This is a genomic window from Arthrobacter sp. Y81 (genome assembly GCF_002929335.1).
Classification (GTDB): Bacteria; Actinomycetota; Actinomycetes; order Actinomycetales; family Micrococcaceae; genus Arthrobacter.
This window is the reverse complement of record NZ_PJIL01000007.1, coordinates 181,986-196,047: the sequence shown is the minus strand read 5'-3', so window position 1 is coordinate 196,047 and position 14,062 is coordinate 181,986. Positions and strand designations below refer to the sequence as shown.

16 protein-coding genes are annotated in these 14,062 nt (G+C 64.8%); 2 read left to right on the top strand and 14 right to left on the bottom strand.

What is annotated here, in order from left to right; genetic code table 11:
* Positions 1-145: 145 nt before the first annotated feature.
* The gene (locus tag CXQ91_RS11655) at positions 146-1,060 is read right to left on the bottom strand and encodes a hypothetical protein (protein WP_104174067.1); all 915 of its coding nucleotides are present in this window, start codon (positions 1,058-1,060) and stop codon (positions 146-148) included.
* A gap of 147 nt (positions 1,061-1,207) precedes the next feature.
* Between CXQ91_RS11655 and CXQ91_RS11650 the strand changes: the two genes are divergently transcribed.
* Both CXQ91_RS11650 and CXQ91_RS11645 read left to right on the top strand, forming a co-directional pair.
* Complete coding sequence (locus CXQ91_RS11650; RefSeq protein WP_028272925.1) at positions 1,208-1,507, top strand: type II toxin-antitoxin system VapB family antitoxin; 300 nt, start codon at positions 1,208-1,210, stop codon at positions 1,505-1,507.
* Positions 1,500-2,159: a LytR C-terminal domain-containing protein gene (locus CXQ91_RS11645; RefSeq protein ID WP_104174066.1), complete on the top strand. Its 660-nt coding sequence runs from the start codon at positions 1,500-1,502 to the stop codon at positions 2,157-2,159. Before CXQ91_RS11650 ends, CXQ91_RS11645 begins: the two co-directional genes overlap by 8 nt.
* A 4-nt stretch (positions 2,160-2,163) precedes the next feature.
* Here CXQ91_RS11645 and CXQ91_RS11640 read toward each other — a convergent pair whose 3' ends face one another.
* From CXQ91_RS11640 to CXQ91_RS11580, 13 genes are all read right to left on the bottom strand, one after another.
* The gene (locus CXQ91_RS11640; protein WP_104174065.1) at positions 2,164-2,787 is read right to left on the bottom strand and encodes a TetR/AcrR family transcriptional regulator; all 624 of its coding nucleotides are present in this window, start codon (positions 2,785-2,787) and stop codon (positions 2,164-2,166) included.
* A 50-nt stretch (positions 2,788-2,837) separates the two neighbouring features.
* Positions 2,838-3,545, bottom strand: a complete 708-nt coding sequence (locus tag CXQ91_RS11635) for a DsbA family oxidoreductase (RefSeq protein WP_104174064.1) — start codon at positions 3,543-3,545, stop codon at positions 2,838-2,840.
* 80 nt (positions 3,546-3,625) lie between these two features.
* Positions 3,626-4,183, bottom strand: coding sequence for a GNAT family N-acetyltransferase (locus tag CXQ91_RS11630; RefSeq protein ID WP_104174063.1), 558 nt, complete (start codon positions 4,181-4,183; stop codon positions 3,626-3,628).
* Between the two features lie 3 nt (positions 4,184-4,186).
* Positions 4,187-4,579, bottom strand: a complete 393-nt coding sequence (locus CXQ91_RS11625; protein ID WP_104174062.1) for a heme-binding protein — start codon at positions 4,577-4,579, stop codon at positions 4,187-4,189.
* Positions 4,576-5,601 carry a Gfo/Idh/MocA family protein gene (locus CXQ91_RS11620; RefSeq protein WP_104174061.1) on the bottom strand — a complete coding sequence of 342 codons (1,026 nt, stop codon included), beginning with the start codon at positions 5,599-5,601 and terminating at the stop codon, positions 4,576-4,578. The genes CXQ91_RS11625 and CXQ91_RS11620 overlap by 4 nt, the downstream gene beginning before the upstream one ends.
* A 4-nt stretch (positions 5,602-5,605) precedes the next feature.
* Complete coding sequence (locus CXQ91_RS11615) at positions 5,606-6,508, bottom strand: biopolymer transporter Tol (RefSeq protein WP_104174060.1); 903 nt, start codon at positions 6,506-6,508, stop codon at positions 5,606-5,608.
* Positions 6,509-6,514: 6 nt separating this feature from the next.
* Entirely contained in the window at positions 6,515-7,516 is a 1,002-nt protein-coding gene (locus CXQ91_RS11610) for a sugar phosphate isomerase/epimerase (RefSeq protein WP_104174059.1), read from the bottom strand.
* A gap of 1 nt (position 7,517) precedes the next feature.
* Positions 7,518-8,654 carry a Gfo/Idh/MocA family protein gene (locus CXQ91_RS11605; RefSeq protein ID WP_104174142.1) on the bottom strand — a complete coding sequence of 379 codons (1,137 nt, stop codon included), beginning with the start codon at positions 8,652-8,654 and terminating at the stop codon, positions 7,518-7,520.
* 178 nt (positions 8,655-8,832) lie between these two features.
* Positions 8,833-9,672: a carbohydrate ABC transporter permease gene (locus tag CXQ91_RS11600; protein ID WP_104174058.1), complete on the bottom strand. Its 840-nt coding sequence runs from the start codon at positions 9,670-9,672 to the stop codon at positions 8,833-8,835.
* The gene (locus CXQ91_RS11595; protein WP_104174057.1) at positions 9,665-10,678 is read right to left on the bottom strand and encodes a carbohydrate ABC transporter permease; all 1,014 of its coding nucleotides are present in this window, start codon (positions 10,676-10,678) and stop codon (positions 9,665-9,667) included. The genes CXQ91_RS11600 and CXQ91_RS11595 overlap by 8 nt, the downstream gene beginning before the upstream one ends.
* Positions 10,679-10,741: 63 nt before the next feature.
* Complete coding sequence (locus CXQ91_RS11590; protein WP_181038857.1) at positions 10,742-12,064, bottom strand: sugar ABC transporter substrate-binding protein; 1,323 nt, start codon at positions 12,062-12,064, stop codon at positions 10,742-10,744.
* A gap of 47 nt (positions 12,065-12,111) precedes the next feature.
* Positions 12,112-13,254 (bottom strand): Gfo/Idh/MocA family protein, encoded by a 1,143-nt coding sequence (locus CXQ91_RS11585; protein WP_104174056.1) that lies wholly within the window; start codon positions 13,252-13,254, stop codon positions 12,112-12,114.
* Positions 13,251-13,991 (bottom strand): sugar phosphate isomerase/epimerase, encoded by a 741-nt coding sequence (locus CXQ91_RS11580; RefSeq protein ID WP_104174055.1) that lies wholly within the window; start codon positions 13,989-13,991, stop codon positions 13,251-13,253. The genes CXQ91_RS11585 and CXQ91_RS11580 overlap by 4 nt, the downstream gene beginning before the upstream one ends.
* Between the last annotated feature and the right edge of the window lie 71 nt (positions 13,992-14,062).

The following is a 14,062-nucleotide window of genomic DNA, read 5'->3' as shown; positions in this document are numbered from 1 at the left end:
ATCCTGAACCAGTGCGTCTGTAATGGTGTTTCTCCGAGCTGTTGTCTATAGGGGTCCTATTTGCATGATAACCCGCGTAAAAAAACTGGACTAATCCCGGATGCCGGCCTCCGTACCGGGCGCGACACCGACAGGGACGCCGGGGCTAGCCGGCCAGGGCGTCCCGCCAGCTGCGCAGGAACGCGCCGCCGGCGTCGTCGTGAATCACGTCTTCGGCGAGCCCCAGGTTGGCTGCCGTCAGGACCGCATACGGCTTGACGGGCACTCCGTCGGCAGGCCGGACGTCCACGTGCTTCACCTCGTGATCGTTGTGGTGCAGCCAGTCAGCCATGGCGTAGTCCGTGCGTGAATCGCCCACCGTCCGCCAGGCAAGCGGCCGGATGCCCTGCGCCGCGAGCAGCTCCACGGCACGGCTGGCACCCAGGTCCTTGCCGAGGCGCACGGACTCGATGTCCGTGGAAATGATGGTCGGATCCACCCGGTAATCGATCTGGTCGTCGGAATCGGGAGCATGGTGGTCCAGCCGGACCACACCCAGCCCGTGGCGGGCCATCAGCTCCATGGCGTCAGTGTCGAACAGTTTCTGTTCGTCGAGGTAGTCCTGGCTCGGCACGTCGATGTGCTGTTCCACCGACACCATGGCCCGCTTGGTTTCGTCGTAGAACATGTGTTTTGCGTAATCCTCCGAGACCAGCCGGCGGACGTCGTCGCCGTAGGAGCGGGGGACGGCCAGCTCGTGGTCCACGTGCACGGGGCCGGGCCCCGCAGCCGTGTAGCTGAACCAGACGGCGCCTTTTTCGCAGATGGCGTGGATGACTGTTCCGGCGGGCATGCCGGCCGCGATCATCGGCTCCATCACCTGTTCCCGGATGAACGCGTCCGAACGGCCGGTGTTGAAGATGACGGGAATCCCGGCCGTGGCCAGGGCCACCATGTCCGCAATGATCTCCGGCTTAACATCGCGGGTGACGGGGCTGGCCACCGGGCCGTCGACATCGAGCAGGAGGGCAAGGGGAGGAGCCGACGGCGATGCGGCGGCTGGGTTCTCGGGTGCAGTCATAGCTCCATTCTGGCAGTCCGGGGCGGCACGGCGCTGAATGTTGCCTTGCTGCGTCGCCGGCAGCCAATGGTCACCATTTGGCTACAACATTGGTGCAGCGCTGGGTCATTCGTTCCCTTGGACGGGCAAGTTCCATAGGCTTGCAGGGTGATATTCAAAGCTGTGGGCGAGGGACGCCCTTACCCCGACCATGGTTACAACACCCCCAAGGAGTGGGCCGCGCTTCCGCCGCGGCCTGTCCGGCTCGATGAGCTGGTGACCACCAAGCGCACGCTCGACCTCGAGGCTCTCCTCGCCGAGGATTCCACGTTCTTCGGCGATCTCTTTCCCCACGTTGTGCAATACCGGGGAACCCTGTACCTCGAGGACGGGCTGCACCGTGCTGTCCGGACCGCACTGCACCAGCGCACCGCCATCCACGCCCGTGTGCTGGTGATAGATGGCTAAGAAACCCAAGGACATCACCGTCCTGCACGGGCACCGCGTGGTTTCCGGAAGGGAACTCAGAGCCACATTCGTTGAGCCGGAAGACGCCGGAGACAACCCCGTCCGCTTGCGCCGCCGAATCCTGCACGGCGTGGTGCTGGTGCTGCTGGTTGGGCTGATCATCGCCGCCATCATCGTTGCGGTGGCCATCATGAACGGGCAGATCAAGATCCCGACGGCGGAGAGCAGCCGATCGTCGGTGTCCGCGTGCCCTACGGCGACTTTTGACTACACGCCGAACGACAAAGTCAGCCTGAATGTCTACAACGCCACCAACCGGCCGGGCCTGGCCCGTTCCGTGGCCGATGAGTTCCTGGCCAGGAAATTCGCGGTGGCCGACGTGGGCAACACCCAGTCCGGCTACCGGGGCGTGGCGGCGGTGGTTTCCGGGGCTGCCGGCCAGTCGGCCGCCTTCAGTGTCCAGCGCAACCTGCCGGAATCGGATTACTTCCAGGACGGCCGTTCCGACGGCAGCGTGGACGTGATCCTGACCGGTGATTTCAAGGAGCTGACAGGGCCCGAGTTGGTGGACCAGACGCCCGGCAAGCTTGGCTGCCCGCGCGAGAGCCGCCGGATCGTGGACAAATGGCCGGTGATCCCCAAAGCCGGGTAAGGGACTATGGCTGGCTGAACCGCACGGGAAGGCCGCCGTCGTCGAACCGTGCCCCCGCGCCCAGCTGGATGAACCGAACAGTGCGGAGCACTGCTTCCGGGCTGCCGTCCCCGCGCGCCGCGCTGGAGGACAGGGTGCCGTGGATGAGCTGCGCCAGCTGCACGATGTCCGCCGCCGGGAGATAGCCCTGCGCCATCGCGTCGCGCAGGATGTCCTGGAGGAGCAGGCTCAGCTCGCCCACATGGTCGGCCAGCTTCGAGAAGGAGGCCGGCGAGAGCACAGCGGCCATCGCCGGGCCCGGCGGAAGGTGGCGGCGGCTCAGGTCCTCCACCTGGGCGCGGACATACAGGGCCAGGCGCTCCACCGGGTTCTCGAGGGACTGCAGGGACTCCCGGAGGCCGTCGAGGAAGCGTTCAGTTTCGTCCAGGGCGTACGCGATGAGCAGCTCTTCGATGTCCGCGTAGTAGTTGTACACAGCGGTGCGTCCGATGCCTGCATGGCGGGCAACATCGGTCATGGTGAGCCCGGGCAGGCCGTGGGTGAAGAGGAGCTCGCCGAAGCCGGTCAGGATGCGGCGTTGGGTCTCGGCTCGTTGGGCAGCGTTCGTGGCGGCCGAAATCCTAGGCATACAGACACTTTACAGTGATCTGTCAGCAAACCACGGCCGCCGGGCCGGAGTCAGATGGCGCAGCCGTCGGGGCCGCACGCTTCGGCGCCGCCGTCGCTGCCTGTGCCGGCCATCACGAGGGGCTGCTTTTCCTGCCACGCCTGGTTGAGTGCCTGGCTGAACATCGCCGACGGCTGGGCGCCGGAGAGTCCAAACTTCCGGTCGATCACGAAGAACGGCACGCCGCTGATCCCCAGGGCGCGGCCCTCCTCGAAATCGAACCGGACGTCGTCGGCGTACTTGTCCGTGGTGAACAGTTCATCCAGCTCCGCGGCGTCGATCCCCAGGTCCAGGCCCAGGGATGTGAGGTACTCCCGGTTGCCGATGTCCCTGCCGTGCTCAAAGTGGTCGCTGAGCAGGCGTTCCTTGGCGGCGTCCTGCTCGCCGTGGGCGGCGGCCAGATGGATCAGCCGGTGGGCGGTGAAGCTGTTGGCAACCACGACGGCGTCGAACCGGTAGTTGAGGCCCTCACCCTTGGCTTGTTCAGCCACATGTTCGAACATCTCCGAGACCTGCGCCGGCGCCATGCCCTTCCGGGTGCTGAGGTACTCCAGCTCGGTGCCGTCGTAGTGCTCGGGCAGGGTCGGGTCCAGCTGGTAGCTGCGCCACTGCACTTCCACGGAATCGCGGTGCGGGAATTCGGCCAGGGCTGCTTCGAAACGGCGCTTGCCGATGTAGCACCAGGGGCACGCGACATCGGACCAGATCTCAATCTTCATGCTGCCAACAACCGGGTTCCCGCTGCATCCATTCCCCGGCGGCATGTCGCTTTGGTCACTGCCGCCTCGCGCTGGGGGGCTTAAGTGTCCGTTCGCGCTTGGGGGTGGGGGAGGGCCTGCTCCATCACGAAGTCGTGCTCCACCGTGGTTCCCAGGGTGAACGACTTGGTGCCGACCTTCCGGAAGCCTGATTTCTCATAGAAGCGGATGGCCTTGGCATTCTGGCTGTTAACTCCCAGCCACATTCCGCGGGCACCCGCGGCGGCGGCCTCGCCGAGGCTGGCGTGCATCAGCTCAGCCGCGGCACCCAGCCCGTGGTGGTCGGGGTGGACGTAGCATTTGCTGAGCTCGGTGGCCGGAAGGGCGGTCAGGGCGGCGGCAACGTCCGGATCCCCGGCCGGACGGTCCACGAGCATGCTGTAGCCGCGGAGGTCGCCGTCGGAATCGATCACCAGGACCGTGATGCCGGGGTCCGCCAAGTAACTTCGGAAGTTCTCTTCGCTGAGCGTCGCCGCCAGGTGCGCCGCGATATCGGCGGGGGAGGACTCCGGCGGGCAGGCGAGCGGAAAGGTGACGGCGGCAAGCCCGGCCAGCCGGCCGGCGTCGTCCGCGGTTGCTTTCCGGATGGTGTGCGTCATGTCCTATGCTGCGACTTCCTTGAGGTACGTCCCGATGCTGTCGACCACCAGTTGATGGTCGTCGTCGGAGGACAGCCCGGATGCCGTCACTGCGGCGACGACGCCTGTGCCTCGGACGCGGATAGGGAAAGACCCTCCGGCCAGCGTGTAGTCCTCCGGCGCGAGCCAGCCGCCCTGGGTGGGGTCGTAGTCCGTGAACTGCTCAGTGAGCAGCGCCGTGCTGTGCTCAAAGCGCAGGGCGCTGGCCGACTTGTCAATGGCAACAGCATGGCCCTCGGTGATTGCGCGGTTGGCGATCAGCGAGCCGAGCCGCCAGGCATCGTGGTGGTCGAAGCTCGCGAAAACGAGCTCTTCCTCGTGCTGCTTCAGTTCAGCGAGGCGGGCAGAATCAGTCATTTGGCGCCAACTACCGTGTCAGCCTCGTAGCTGAGGCCGATCTGTCGGCGGATCTCGTCCATCGCGGCCATGATGGCCACGCTCTCGCCCGGCGGCAGGATGGTCCCGGACGTGGCTCCAGCCCGGATCAGGCGCTCCAGCTCGGCGGCCTGGAACTGCATCCCCCTGCTGTTCACCGGCTGATCGAAGCGCTCCACAACATTGCCATCAACGCCATAAACGGTAAAGGGCACAGGGTTGTACCAAACGGATTCGATGTCGATCCAACCCTCCGTTCCGATGATGGCAGCCCGATTCGCTCCTGCAGCGTCCAGCTCACAGTCCACCAGGGCCTGCTGACCGCCGGCATAGTCAAAGATCGCCGCCGTCTGGCCGTCCACGCCTGTCGCCGTCATAGTGGCGCTCGCCTGGATACGCTCCGGGGTGCCCAGGACGTCAAAGGCAAAAGAGATCGGGTAGATGCCGAGGTCCAGCAGCGCCCCGCCGCCCAACGCGGGGTCGTTCAGCCGGTGGGCAGGGTCCTTGGGAAGGCTCTGGTTGTGGCTGGCGACCACCTTGCGGACCTCGCCGATGGTGCCTTCCTGGATGATCTCGCGAAGACGGACCATGTGCGGGAGGAACCGCGTCCACATGGCCTCCAGCGCTACAAGGCCCTTGGACTCAGCCAGCTCAACAATCTCCTGCGCTTCGCGGGCGTTGATGGTGAATGCCTTCTCCACCAGGACGTGCTTCCCGGCGTTCAGGGCCAGCAGCGCATTCGCATGGTGGAACGGATGCGGCGTGGCAATGTAAATGACGTCCACGTCGGGGTCCGCAACCAGGGCTTCATAGCTGTCATGCGCGGTGGGAATGCCGAACTTGTCGCCGAACGCCTTGCTCGATTCCAGGGTGCGCGAACCCACGGCCTGGACGGTGAATCCGTTCTCGTTCAGGTCCTGCGTTTGGAGCCCTGCGATGAAGCCGGTGCCGAGGATTCCCCAGCGGATGCTGCCGTCAGAGGTGCCAGTGTTGGGGTTGGTCACGTACTTAGTCCTTTGTCGTGTGGGGCTGTGTGTCGTAGCCGTCGAGGGGGTACGCGACGTACGCGAACCGGGTGGAATCGGGCGACCAGCTGTTGACGTTGAGCGTACCTTGGCCTCCGAACAGTGGCCATGTGTGCAGTGGCGTTGTCCAGTCAACGGTCGGGACAAGCACGACGTCGACCGGCAAGTCTGCGGGGTGGCCCACTGTGCCGCTGGGGAAGCGGATGTAGGTGGCCAGCTGTCCGTCGGGGGACAGGTGCGGGAACCAGTCGACGGTGTCGGATTCGAGGAGCCGCTCGAAGCCTCCTCCGTCCACTTGGATACGGGCGAGTTGGGCGTGGCCGGGTGTGGACGTAAAGGACTCCGTGTTCAAGTAGAGCCATTTCCCATCGGGCGAATATTCGGGCCCGTCGCAGTGGCCGGCGCCGACGTCGACAGCGGCGGTAGCGCCGCCGTCGGACGCTATGGTCATCAGGCGACCGGGCTGCGTGAAGTCGCCCGCTTCGATGCCCACGTACGCCAGCTGGGATCCGTCCGGGCTGACGCCGTGGAGGAAGTGGAAAGCGCCGTAGTCGTCGGTGATGCGCTTGGCCGGTCCGCCGTCCAACAAAGCACGGTAGATGTGGCCGTCATTCGCCGACAGGAGGATGCCGGTGCCGTCGGGTGCCAGGACGTGATCGTTGTTGAGGTCGGGGACGCCGCTGAGCGGGACTTCGGCGAGCTCCGCACTGGACACGTCCAGCGTCCGCAGCTTCCCGTCCCCGTTGAGGACGAGTGACGAACCGTCGAGGGTCCAGTTCGGTGCCTCGAGGAGGACATCATCCGTCGTGTACACCAGCTGGGATTCTCCGGTGACGGACGCAATCCAGACCTCGCAACGCTGGCCGGACTGGAGGGGGCGGATCATTCCTGCCTAGTCCTTGCTGCTGAAGGCGGCGTCGAAGCTGGTCTGGGAGGCGGGGAAGTCGAATTTCTTCAGCGCGGCGAGGGCTTCGGGGGCGCCGTGGAGGCGGTCCATGCCGGCGTCTTCCCATTCGACGGAGATGGGGCCGGTGTAGCCGATCGCGGTGAGGGCGCGGAAGGAGGATTCCCAGGGGACGTCGCCGCGGCCTGCGGAGACGAAGTCCCAGCCGCGGCGGGGGTCGCCCCAGGGCAGGTGGGAGCCGAGGACGGTGTTCCGGCCGGTGGGGCGGAGCTTGGTGTCCTTGCAGTCCACGTGGTAGATCCGGTCCTTGAAGTCCCAGATGAAGGAGACGGGGTCGATGCCCTGCCACATGAAGTGGGACGGGTCCCAGTTCAGGCCGAACGCGGGCCGGTGGCCGATCGCTTCGAGGGTGCGGACGGTGGTCCAGTAGTCGTAGGCGATCTCGGAGGGGTGGACTTCGTGGGCGAACCGGACGCCGCATTCGTCGAAGACGTCCAGGATGGGGTTCCAGCGGTCCGCGAAGTCCTGGTAGCCGGCCTCGATGACTTTTTCGGGGACGGGCGGGAACATCGCGACGTACTGCCAGATGGAGGAGCCGGTGAATCCGACCACGGTGTCCACGCCGAGGGCTTTGGCGAGCCGGGCGGTGTGCTTCATTTCCTCGGCGGCGCGCTGGCGGACGCCTTCGGGGTCGCCGTCGCCCCAGACTTTGGATCCGACGATGGCTTCGTGGCGGAAGTCGATGGGGTCATCGCAGACGGCCTGGCCCTTGAGGTGGTTGGAGATGGCCCAGACCTTCAGGTTGTACTTTTCCAGGACGGCGAGTTTGGCTTCGACGTAGCCGGGTTCGTCCCAGCGCCAGGCGTCCAGGTGGTCCCCGGAGACGGCGATCTCGAGGCCGTCGTAGCCCCAGCCGGAAGCCAGCTTGGCGACTTCCTCGAACGGGAGGTCGGCCCACTGGCCGGTGAACAGGGTGTACGGGCGGGGCATGTCAGGCTCCTTTGGTGGCGGTGCTGGCGGAAGTGTTCAGTTGGATGAGTGAGCTTTTGGCGGCCGCTGATTCCTCGACGGCGGACAGGATGTGCTGGACGTTGAGGCCTTCCGCGAACGACGGCGACGGTGCCTCCCCGGCGCTGATGGCCGTCAGGAAGTCACGGATCTGGTGGGTGAAAGTGTGCTCCCAGCCGATGATGTGGCCTTGCGGCCACCAGGCTTCCAGGTAGGGGTGTTCGGGTTCGTTGACCAGGATCCGGCGGAAGCCCTGTTCGCGGACGGGCGCGGTGGCGTCCAGGAATCCGAGTTCGTTCAACGCCTCAAGGTCGAACAGGATGGTGCCCTTGTCGCCGTAGATTTCCAGCTTGAGGGAGTTCTTCTGGCCAGTGGCCACGCGGGATACTTCCACGGAGGCGATGGCCCCGGAGGCGAGGGTCAGCGTGGCCCAGGCGGCGTCGTCGACCGTTACATCCTCCAGGCCGTTAGGGCCGGGGCGGCGGTCCACGAAGGTGTGCAGCCGGCCCGTGACTTCGGTGACCGTGCCGTCCAGGAGGTAGAGGACCTGGTCGATGGCGTGGGAGGCGATGTCGCCCAGCGCGCCGGATCCGGCGGTTTCCTTGCGAAGGCGCCAGGTCATGGGGGACTCGGCGTCGGAGAGCCAGTCCTGCAGGTACGCGGCCCGGACGTGCCTGACCGTCCCGAGCCGGCCTTCGGCGATGAGCTCCTTCGCGAGGGCCAGGGCGGGGACACGGCGGTAGTTGAACCCGATCATGGACTGCACGCCCTTGGCACGGGCCGCCGCGGCGGCGTCGGTCATGGCCTCGGCCTCGGCCAGCGTATTGGCCAACGGCTTTTCCACGAGGACGTGCTTACCCGCTTCGAGGGCGGCGATGGCGATCTCGGCGTGCATCCAGCCCGGGGCGCAGATATCGACGATATGGATGTCGTCCCGGTCCAGGACCGAGCGCCAGTCTGTGGCGGACTCCGCCCAGCCGTACTTCTTCGCGGCCGCAGCGACCTGCACGGCGTCCCGGCCCACGAGCACTTTCTGCTCGAAGGCCGGAACGTCGAAGTAGGACGCGACATTCCGCCAGGCGTTCGAGTGGGCCTTGCCCATAAACGCATAGCCGATCATCGCCACGCCCAGGGGAGAGTTGTCCGGGTTGGTGGTGTCGAAGGTGGTGCTGTCCTCCGACAGCGGTGGCGTGTGCGCCGTCTTCATGGTGATGCTCCTCAACTAAGGTGGCTGGCCGCGAACGGCGCTTGCTCGGCTGGCCCGGGTAACGGTGGTGGCTGGGTTTACTTCACTGGGCCTATTTGACCGCGCCGGCGGACAAGCCTGCGACCAGGTGTTTCTGGACCAGGATGAAGCCGATCAGGACGGGCAGGCTGACCACCACGGAAGCGGCCATGAGTTGGTTCCAGAACACATCGGATTCGCTGGCGTAGGCCTTGAGCCCCAAGGAGAGGGTCTTGGTGGCCTCGTTGGTCAGGACGGAGGCGAACAGCACCTCTCCCCAGGCTGAGATGAAGGAGTACACCGCCACCGCAATGATGCCCGGCTTGGCAACCGGGAGGATGACCCGGAAGAGGGCGCCCATCCGGCCGGTGCCGTCGATCATCGAAGCCTCTTCCAGCTCCTTCGGGATGGACGCGAAGTACCCGCTGAGCATCCAGATTGCGAAGGGCAACGTGAAGGTCATATAGGTGATGATGAGCCCAAGATAGGACCCCTGCAGCTGCAATCCCGTCATGTTCCGGATCTGGGTGAAGATCAGGTAGAGCGGCAGGAGGAACAGGATGCCGGGGAACATCTGCGTGGACAGGACCGTCAGGCTGAAGGCCCGCTTCCCTTTGAACTGCAGCCGGGCGATGGCGTAGGCGGCCAGGACGGCGACCGTGACGGAACAGGCAGTGGCGCAGATGGTGATGATGAGGCTGTTCTGGAAATACTTGGCCAGAGGCACCGTGGTCCAGATGTCCAGGTACGGTGAGGCAGTGATTTCACGCGGGATCCACTGGAACAGCCCGGAGACGTCCTTGAGCGGTTTCAGCGACGTGGACACCACCACATATAGGGGGATGGCCACCCAGAGGGACAGGATCGTCAGGACCACGTTCCTCAGGATTCGGAAGTTGCGGGTCTCAATCATTGTCGGCCCCCTTGGGCAGCACCATGCGGATGTAGAAGACGGAGGCAATGAACAGGGCGATGAGCAGCAGGACGCTCATGGCGCCGCCGAGGCCGAAGTTCCAGCTGCCGAATGAGTTCTGGTAGATCAGCGGAGAAATGAGGGTGGCTTCTTTCGGAGACGAGGCGCCGAAGAGCACAAAGGGAATATTGAACTGGTTGAAGGTCCAGAGCGACATCACCATCAGCAGCACACCGTTGGCCGGCCGGACCATGGGCAACGTGATGGTGCGGAATTGCTGCCACAATGAAGCGCCGTCGATGGCCGCTGCTTCGTAGACATCGGTGGGGACATTTTGGAGGGCCGCCATCAGCATGAGGAACGCGAAGGGCCACAGCTGCCAGACGTTCACTACGATCATGGCGCCAAACGAGTTCTCGCCCAGCAACCAGAAGGGCCGCTCGTCACCGAAAAGATGGAAGGTGTCCACCAGGATCTGGTTTACGGCGCCGTCGCGCTGATTGAACATGAAGGCCCACGCGATGGTTCCGACGTAGGCCGGGAGTGCATAAGGGACCAGGAAGAACGTGCGCAGGAGCGCACGGCCCTTGAAGTTGGACGAAAGGAAAACTGCGCCTGCCATGCCCAGCACCCAGGAGAAACCAACCACCAGGATGGTGTAGACCAGGGTCCGGCCCACTGTGCTGAAGAACGCCTGTCCGATGGTGCTTTCGGGGTTGAGGCCGTTGACGAAGTTTTGCAGGCCCACGAAGGGGGCATTGAGCCAGTTGGTGAGATTGAGCTGGTTCAGGGAGATGAAGGCGATCCAGATGCCCAGGAGCATCGGGCCGATATGGATCAGGAGTTCGAGGATCGCGGCCGGGAGGATCAGGCCATAGGGGAGGAATGAGCGGCGCCGCTTGCGTGTTGGCGGTGCGGTGGCGGCCTTCGGTTGGCCGGGCTCAGGGTCAACGGCAGGTGCGCTGCCTGCAGCGGCGGGGCCGCTGTCCAATGCTGAATGGGACATGGAAACTCCTTTGCCGGAGTGGGGGCACCGCGGTTCAGCGGTACCCCCACTCGCAGGGCCTGGTTACTGGGCCGCGGCCATCTGGTTGTTGGCGTCCTTGAGGGCCGCCCGGATGTCATCTTCGGAAACAGTTCCGGTGGCCGCCTTGGCAAAGAGGTTCTTGATTGCCGTGCCGGTGAGGGTCTCCATCTGGCCCTCTTTCGCTATCAGGGGCATGGGCAGCGAGTGGTTGGCCAGGGCATCGTTCTTTGCCTTGACCTCCTCGGTCTGGAATGCCGCATCGCTCGAAGCGGTGGTCACCACGGGCAGCGAGGAGTAGGCCTTGTTAAGCGCAATCTGCTCTTCGTCACTGGTCAGGAAAGCCGCCAGCTTGATGGCATTTGCCTTGTTGTCGCTGTTCTTGAAGACGCTCAGGTTGATCCCGGCGACGTGGCTCTGGGTGCCGGCATCACCGGTGGCGCCGGCCGTCATCATGGGGATCGGAGCCACACCCCAGTCCTTGAAATCGCGGGCGGCGAAGTTCTTCAGCGGGCTCTGGTCGAACATCATGGCAGCCTTGCCGTTGATGACGTTGTCCACTTTCTGGCTTCCCTGGCTGAGCTCGGCGTCCGACGGCGACATCACCTTGTGCGTGGCCATCAGGTCCACGAACTGCTTGACACCCTCCACCTGGGGATCGCTGTCAAAGGTCGGCTTTCCTTCCGCGTCGAAGAGAGTGCCGCCGTTCTGGAGTCCCCGGACGAAGGCCTGGTGCGAGTTAGCGGACACGGATGCTCCGGCGGCCGTGAAGCCCCACTGATCCGGTTTGCCGTCACCGTTGGTGTCCTTGGTGAGCTTCTTGGCATCGGCCACAAACTCGTCCCAGGTGGTGGGCGCTTTCTCTATGCCGGCTTCCTTGAACATTTTGGTGTTGTAGTACATGTTGTACGCCAGGCCGTAGAGCGGCACCGATGTCGGGGTCTTGCCTTCGGCGCCGCCGGTGGACCAGCTGGTCTTCAGGAAGCGGTCCTTGCCGCCAACCGCTTCCAGCAGTTCGCCCTCGACGGGCTCAAAAGCACCCGTCTCCTGAAGCGTTACGGCCCAGGTGTTGCCGATATTCAGGACATCGGGGCCGTCGCCGCTGGTGACTGCCGTGAGGATACGGTTGTAGAGATCAGTCCAGCTGATGACTTCCAGCTGGACCTTGACGCCGGTCTTCTCGGTGAAACGGTCCAGGGACGGCTTCAGCTTGGCCGCCGTGTCATCCAGGCTGTTGCCTTGGTCAGAGGCCCAGTAGGTGATGGTGTCGCTGGATGCTTGGCTGCTGCCGCCGCCGCAGGCGCTCAGGCTAAGTGCCATGGCAGCCGTTGCGGCAAACGCCGACAGGACTTTCAGGGGATTTTTCATGGTGCTCCGGTTTCTCGTCGTCGAGCTGGGGCTGATGCGGGGTGGGGCTAGGCAGGGAGGGTTGCAGCCGTCGGGTCCCAGTCCTCGGGCAGGGCCGGGACCTTGGCGGCGTAACTTTCGACGTCGACAAAGGCGCGGTTGTCGATGGACTCCGAGATCGAAGCCATGGTGTCGAGGATGTGGAAAGCCAGCTCGCCCTGTGCCCGGTGAGGCCGGCCCTCGCGGATGGCGCGGGCCATTTCCAGCACCCCGGCACCGCGGCTGGCCGTGGAGCCGACGGACGGGATTGTGGTCCAGTCGTCGGAGCCGATCGCGCAGATCCGGATGTCGCCGTCGAAGTTGTTCGGATCCGGCAACGCAATCGTCGCGTCGGAGCCCGTGATCTCGACAAACCCTGCGCGCTTGAGCGGTGAATCGAAGCTGAAGATGCTTTGGGCCGATTCGCCACCCTCGAATTCCAGGATGGAGCTGACATGCGTCGGGACCGTCACGTCGAATACCTCGCCGGCTTTGGGCCCGGAGCCGATCACACGGGTTTCCCGGGACTTCGAACCGAATGCGGCCACCCGGCGGATGCTGCCGAACGTCTGGACGAGGGTGGTCAGGTAATACGGGCCGATGTCGAACAGGGGTCCGGCCCCGTCCTGGAACAGAAAGGCGGGGTTGGGGTGCCAGGATTCCGGGCCGGGGGACTGCATCAGGGTCAGGGCGGTCAGCGGGGTGCCGATGTCGCCGCGCTCGATCATCCGTCGGGCCGTCTGCAGGCCGGCGCCGAGGAACGTATCCGGGGCGCAGCCCAGCCGGACGCCGGCGGCGTCAGCGACCTTGAGCAGCCCCAGACCGCTTTCCCGGTCCAAGGAGAACGGCTTTTCGCTCCAGACATGCTTGCCGGCGTTCACTGCTTGGGTGGCCACCTCGACATGCGCTGCCGGGATCGTCAGGTTGATGACAATCTCGACGTCGGGGTTACCCAGGACCGCGTCGATGCCGCCGTGGTTTGCAATCCCGTACTCGGCGGCCCGTGTAGCCGCGGCCTCCTCGAACAGGTCCCCGATCGCTATGACCCGGACATCCGGGAAACTGGTGAGGTTGTCCAGGTACTGCTTGCTGATCACCCCTGCGCCGATGATGCCGACGCCGACCGGACCTGAGCCCAGGGGGCCAAAGGCGGTTCCTGCTGCGTGGCTCATGCGGAGACCTTCCCGGCGCTGAGGTAGTTGTAGCTGTCCCGAACGGCATCGAACATGTCGCCTTGGAAATCGTCGAGTTCCACCACGGCGGCTTCGAGCGAGCGGGCAGCGTCCAGTACGTCCCAGATCGGCATCTTGCCGTCGCCGACGGCGAGCTGGCTGGACGGATCGGAGGTGACGGGGCCGTCCTTGACGTGAATGAACTTGACCCGGTCGCCGAGCCGGGCAAGCAGTTCGGCCGGGTTCTGGCCGCCCACTGCGGCCCAGTAGGTGTCGAGTTCCAGGACAACTTCCGGAGCCAGGCTGTCGGCGAGGTGTTCGATCGCGGTCTTGCCGTCGATCACGGACTCCACTTCCCACCAGTGGTTGTGGTATCCGACGCGGACCCCGTAGTCAGCGCCCTTAGCGGCGGCCGCGTTGAGCTGATTTGCGGTTTCCTTGATGTCTTCAATCGTGTTCCAGCGCTCGATCGGAACGTGCGGGTCAATGACGGTGCCGATCCCCAGCTGCTGTGCGGCGGTGAAGATGGCGTCCTGGTCATCGCTAAGCAGTGGGGCGTGGCCGGACGGGGCGGTGAGGTTGTTCTCTGCCAAGGCCTGCTTGAGTTCAGCGGCTTTCGCGACGAAACGGTAGGGCTCAACCATGGTGAAGCCGATTTCAGCCAGGCGCTGGATGGTTCCTGCGAGATCCTCTTCAAGGGCCTTACGGACCGTGTAGAGCTGGATCGAGTATGACACTGTCTCTCCTCGTCGTTGGGGTAAGAAGGCGGCCACCGGTCCCGGATCGTACTCAGGCTCAGGTGACACCG

Coding starts and splice junctions, on each gene's coding strand:
- CXQ91_RS11615 (WP_104174060.1), bottom strand. CDS start 6,508: ATGATCCGCCCCCTCCAGTCCGGCCAGCGTTGCGAGGTCTGGATTGCG.
- CXQ91_RS11635 (WP_104174064.1), bottom strand. CDS start 3,545: ATGAAGATTGAGATCTGGTCCGATGTCGCGTGCCCCTGGTGCTACATC.
- CXQ91_RS11625 (WP_104174062.1), bottom strand. CDS start 4,579: ATGACTGATTCTGCCCGCCTCGCTGAACTGAAGCAGCACGAGGAAGAG.
- CXQ91_RS11605 (WP_104174142.1), bottom strand. CDS start 8,654: ATGATCGGCTATGCGTTTATGGGCAAGGCCCACTCGAACGCCTGGCGG.
- CXQ91_RS11600 (WP_104174058.1), bottom strand. CDS start 9,672: ATGATTGAGACCCGCAACTTCCGAATCCTGAGGAACGTGGTCCTGACG.
- CXQ91_RS11630 (WP_104174063.1), bottom strand. CDS start 4,183: ATGACGCACACCATCCGGAAAGCAACCGCGGACGACGCCGGCCGGCTG.
- CXQ91_RS11590 (WP_181038857.1), bottom strand. CDS start 12,064: ATGAAAAATCCCCTGAAAGTCCTGTCGGCGTTTGCCGCAACGGCTGCC.
- CXQ91_RS11585 (WP_104174056.1), bottom strand. CDS start 13,254: ATGAGCCACGCAGCAGGAACCGCCTTTGGCCCCCTGGGCTCAGGTCCG.
- CXQ91_RS11610 (WP_104174059.1), bottom strand. CDS start 7,516: ATGCCCCGCCCGTACACCCTGTTCACCGGCCAGTGGGCCGACCTCCCG.
- CXQ91_RS11645 (WP_104174066.1), top strand. CDS start 1,500: ATGGCTAAGAAACCCAAGGACATCACCGTCCTGCACGGGCACCGCGTG.
- CXQ91_RS11595 (WP_104174057.1), bottom strand. CDS start 10,678: ATGTCCCATTCAGCATTGGACAGCGGCCCCGCCGCTGCAGGCAGCGCA.
- CXQ91_RS11640 (WP_104174065.1), bottom strand. CDS start 2,787: ATGCCTAGGATTTCGGCCGCCACGAACGCTGCCCAACGAGCCGAGACC.
- CXQ91_RS11655 (WP_104174067.1), bottom strand. CDS start 1,060: ATGACTGCACCCGAGAACCCAGCCGCCGCATCGCCGTCGGCTCCTCCC.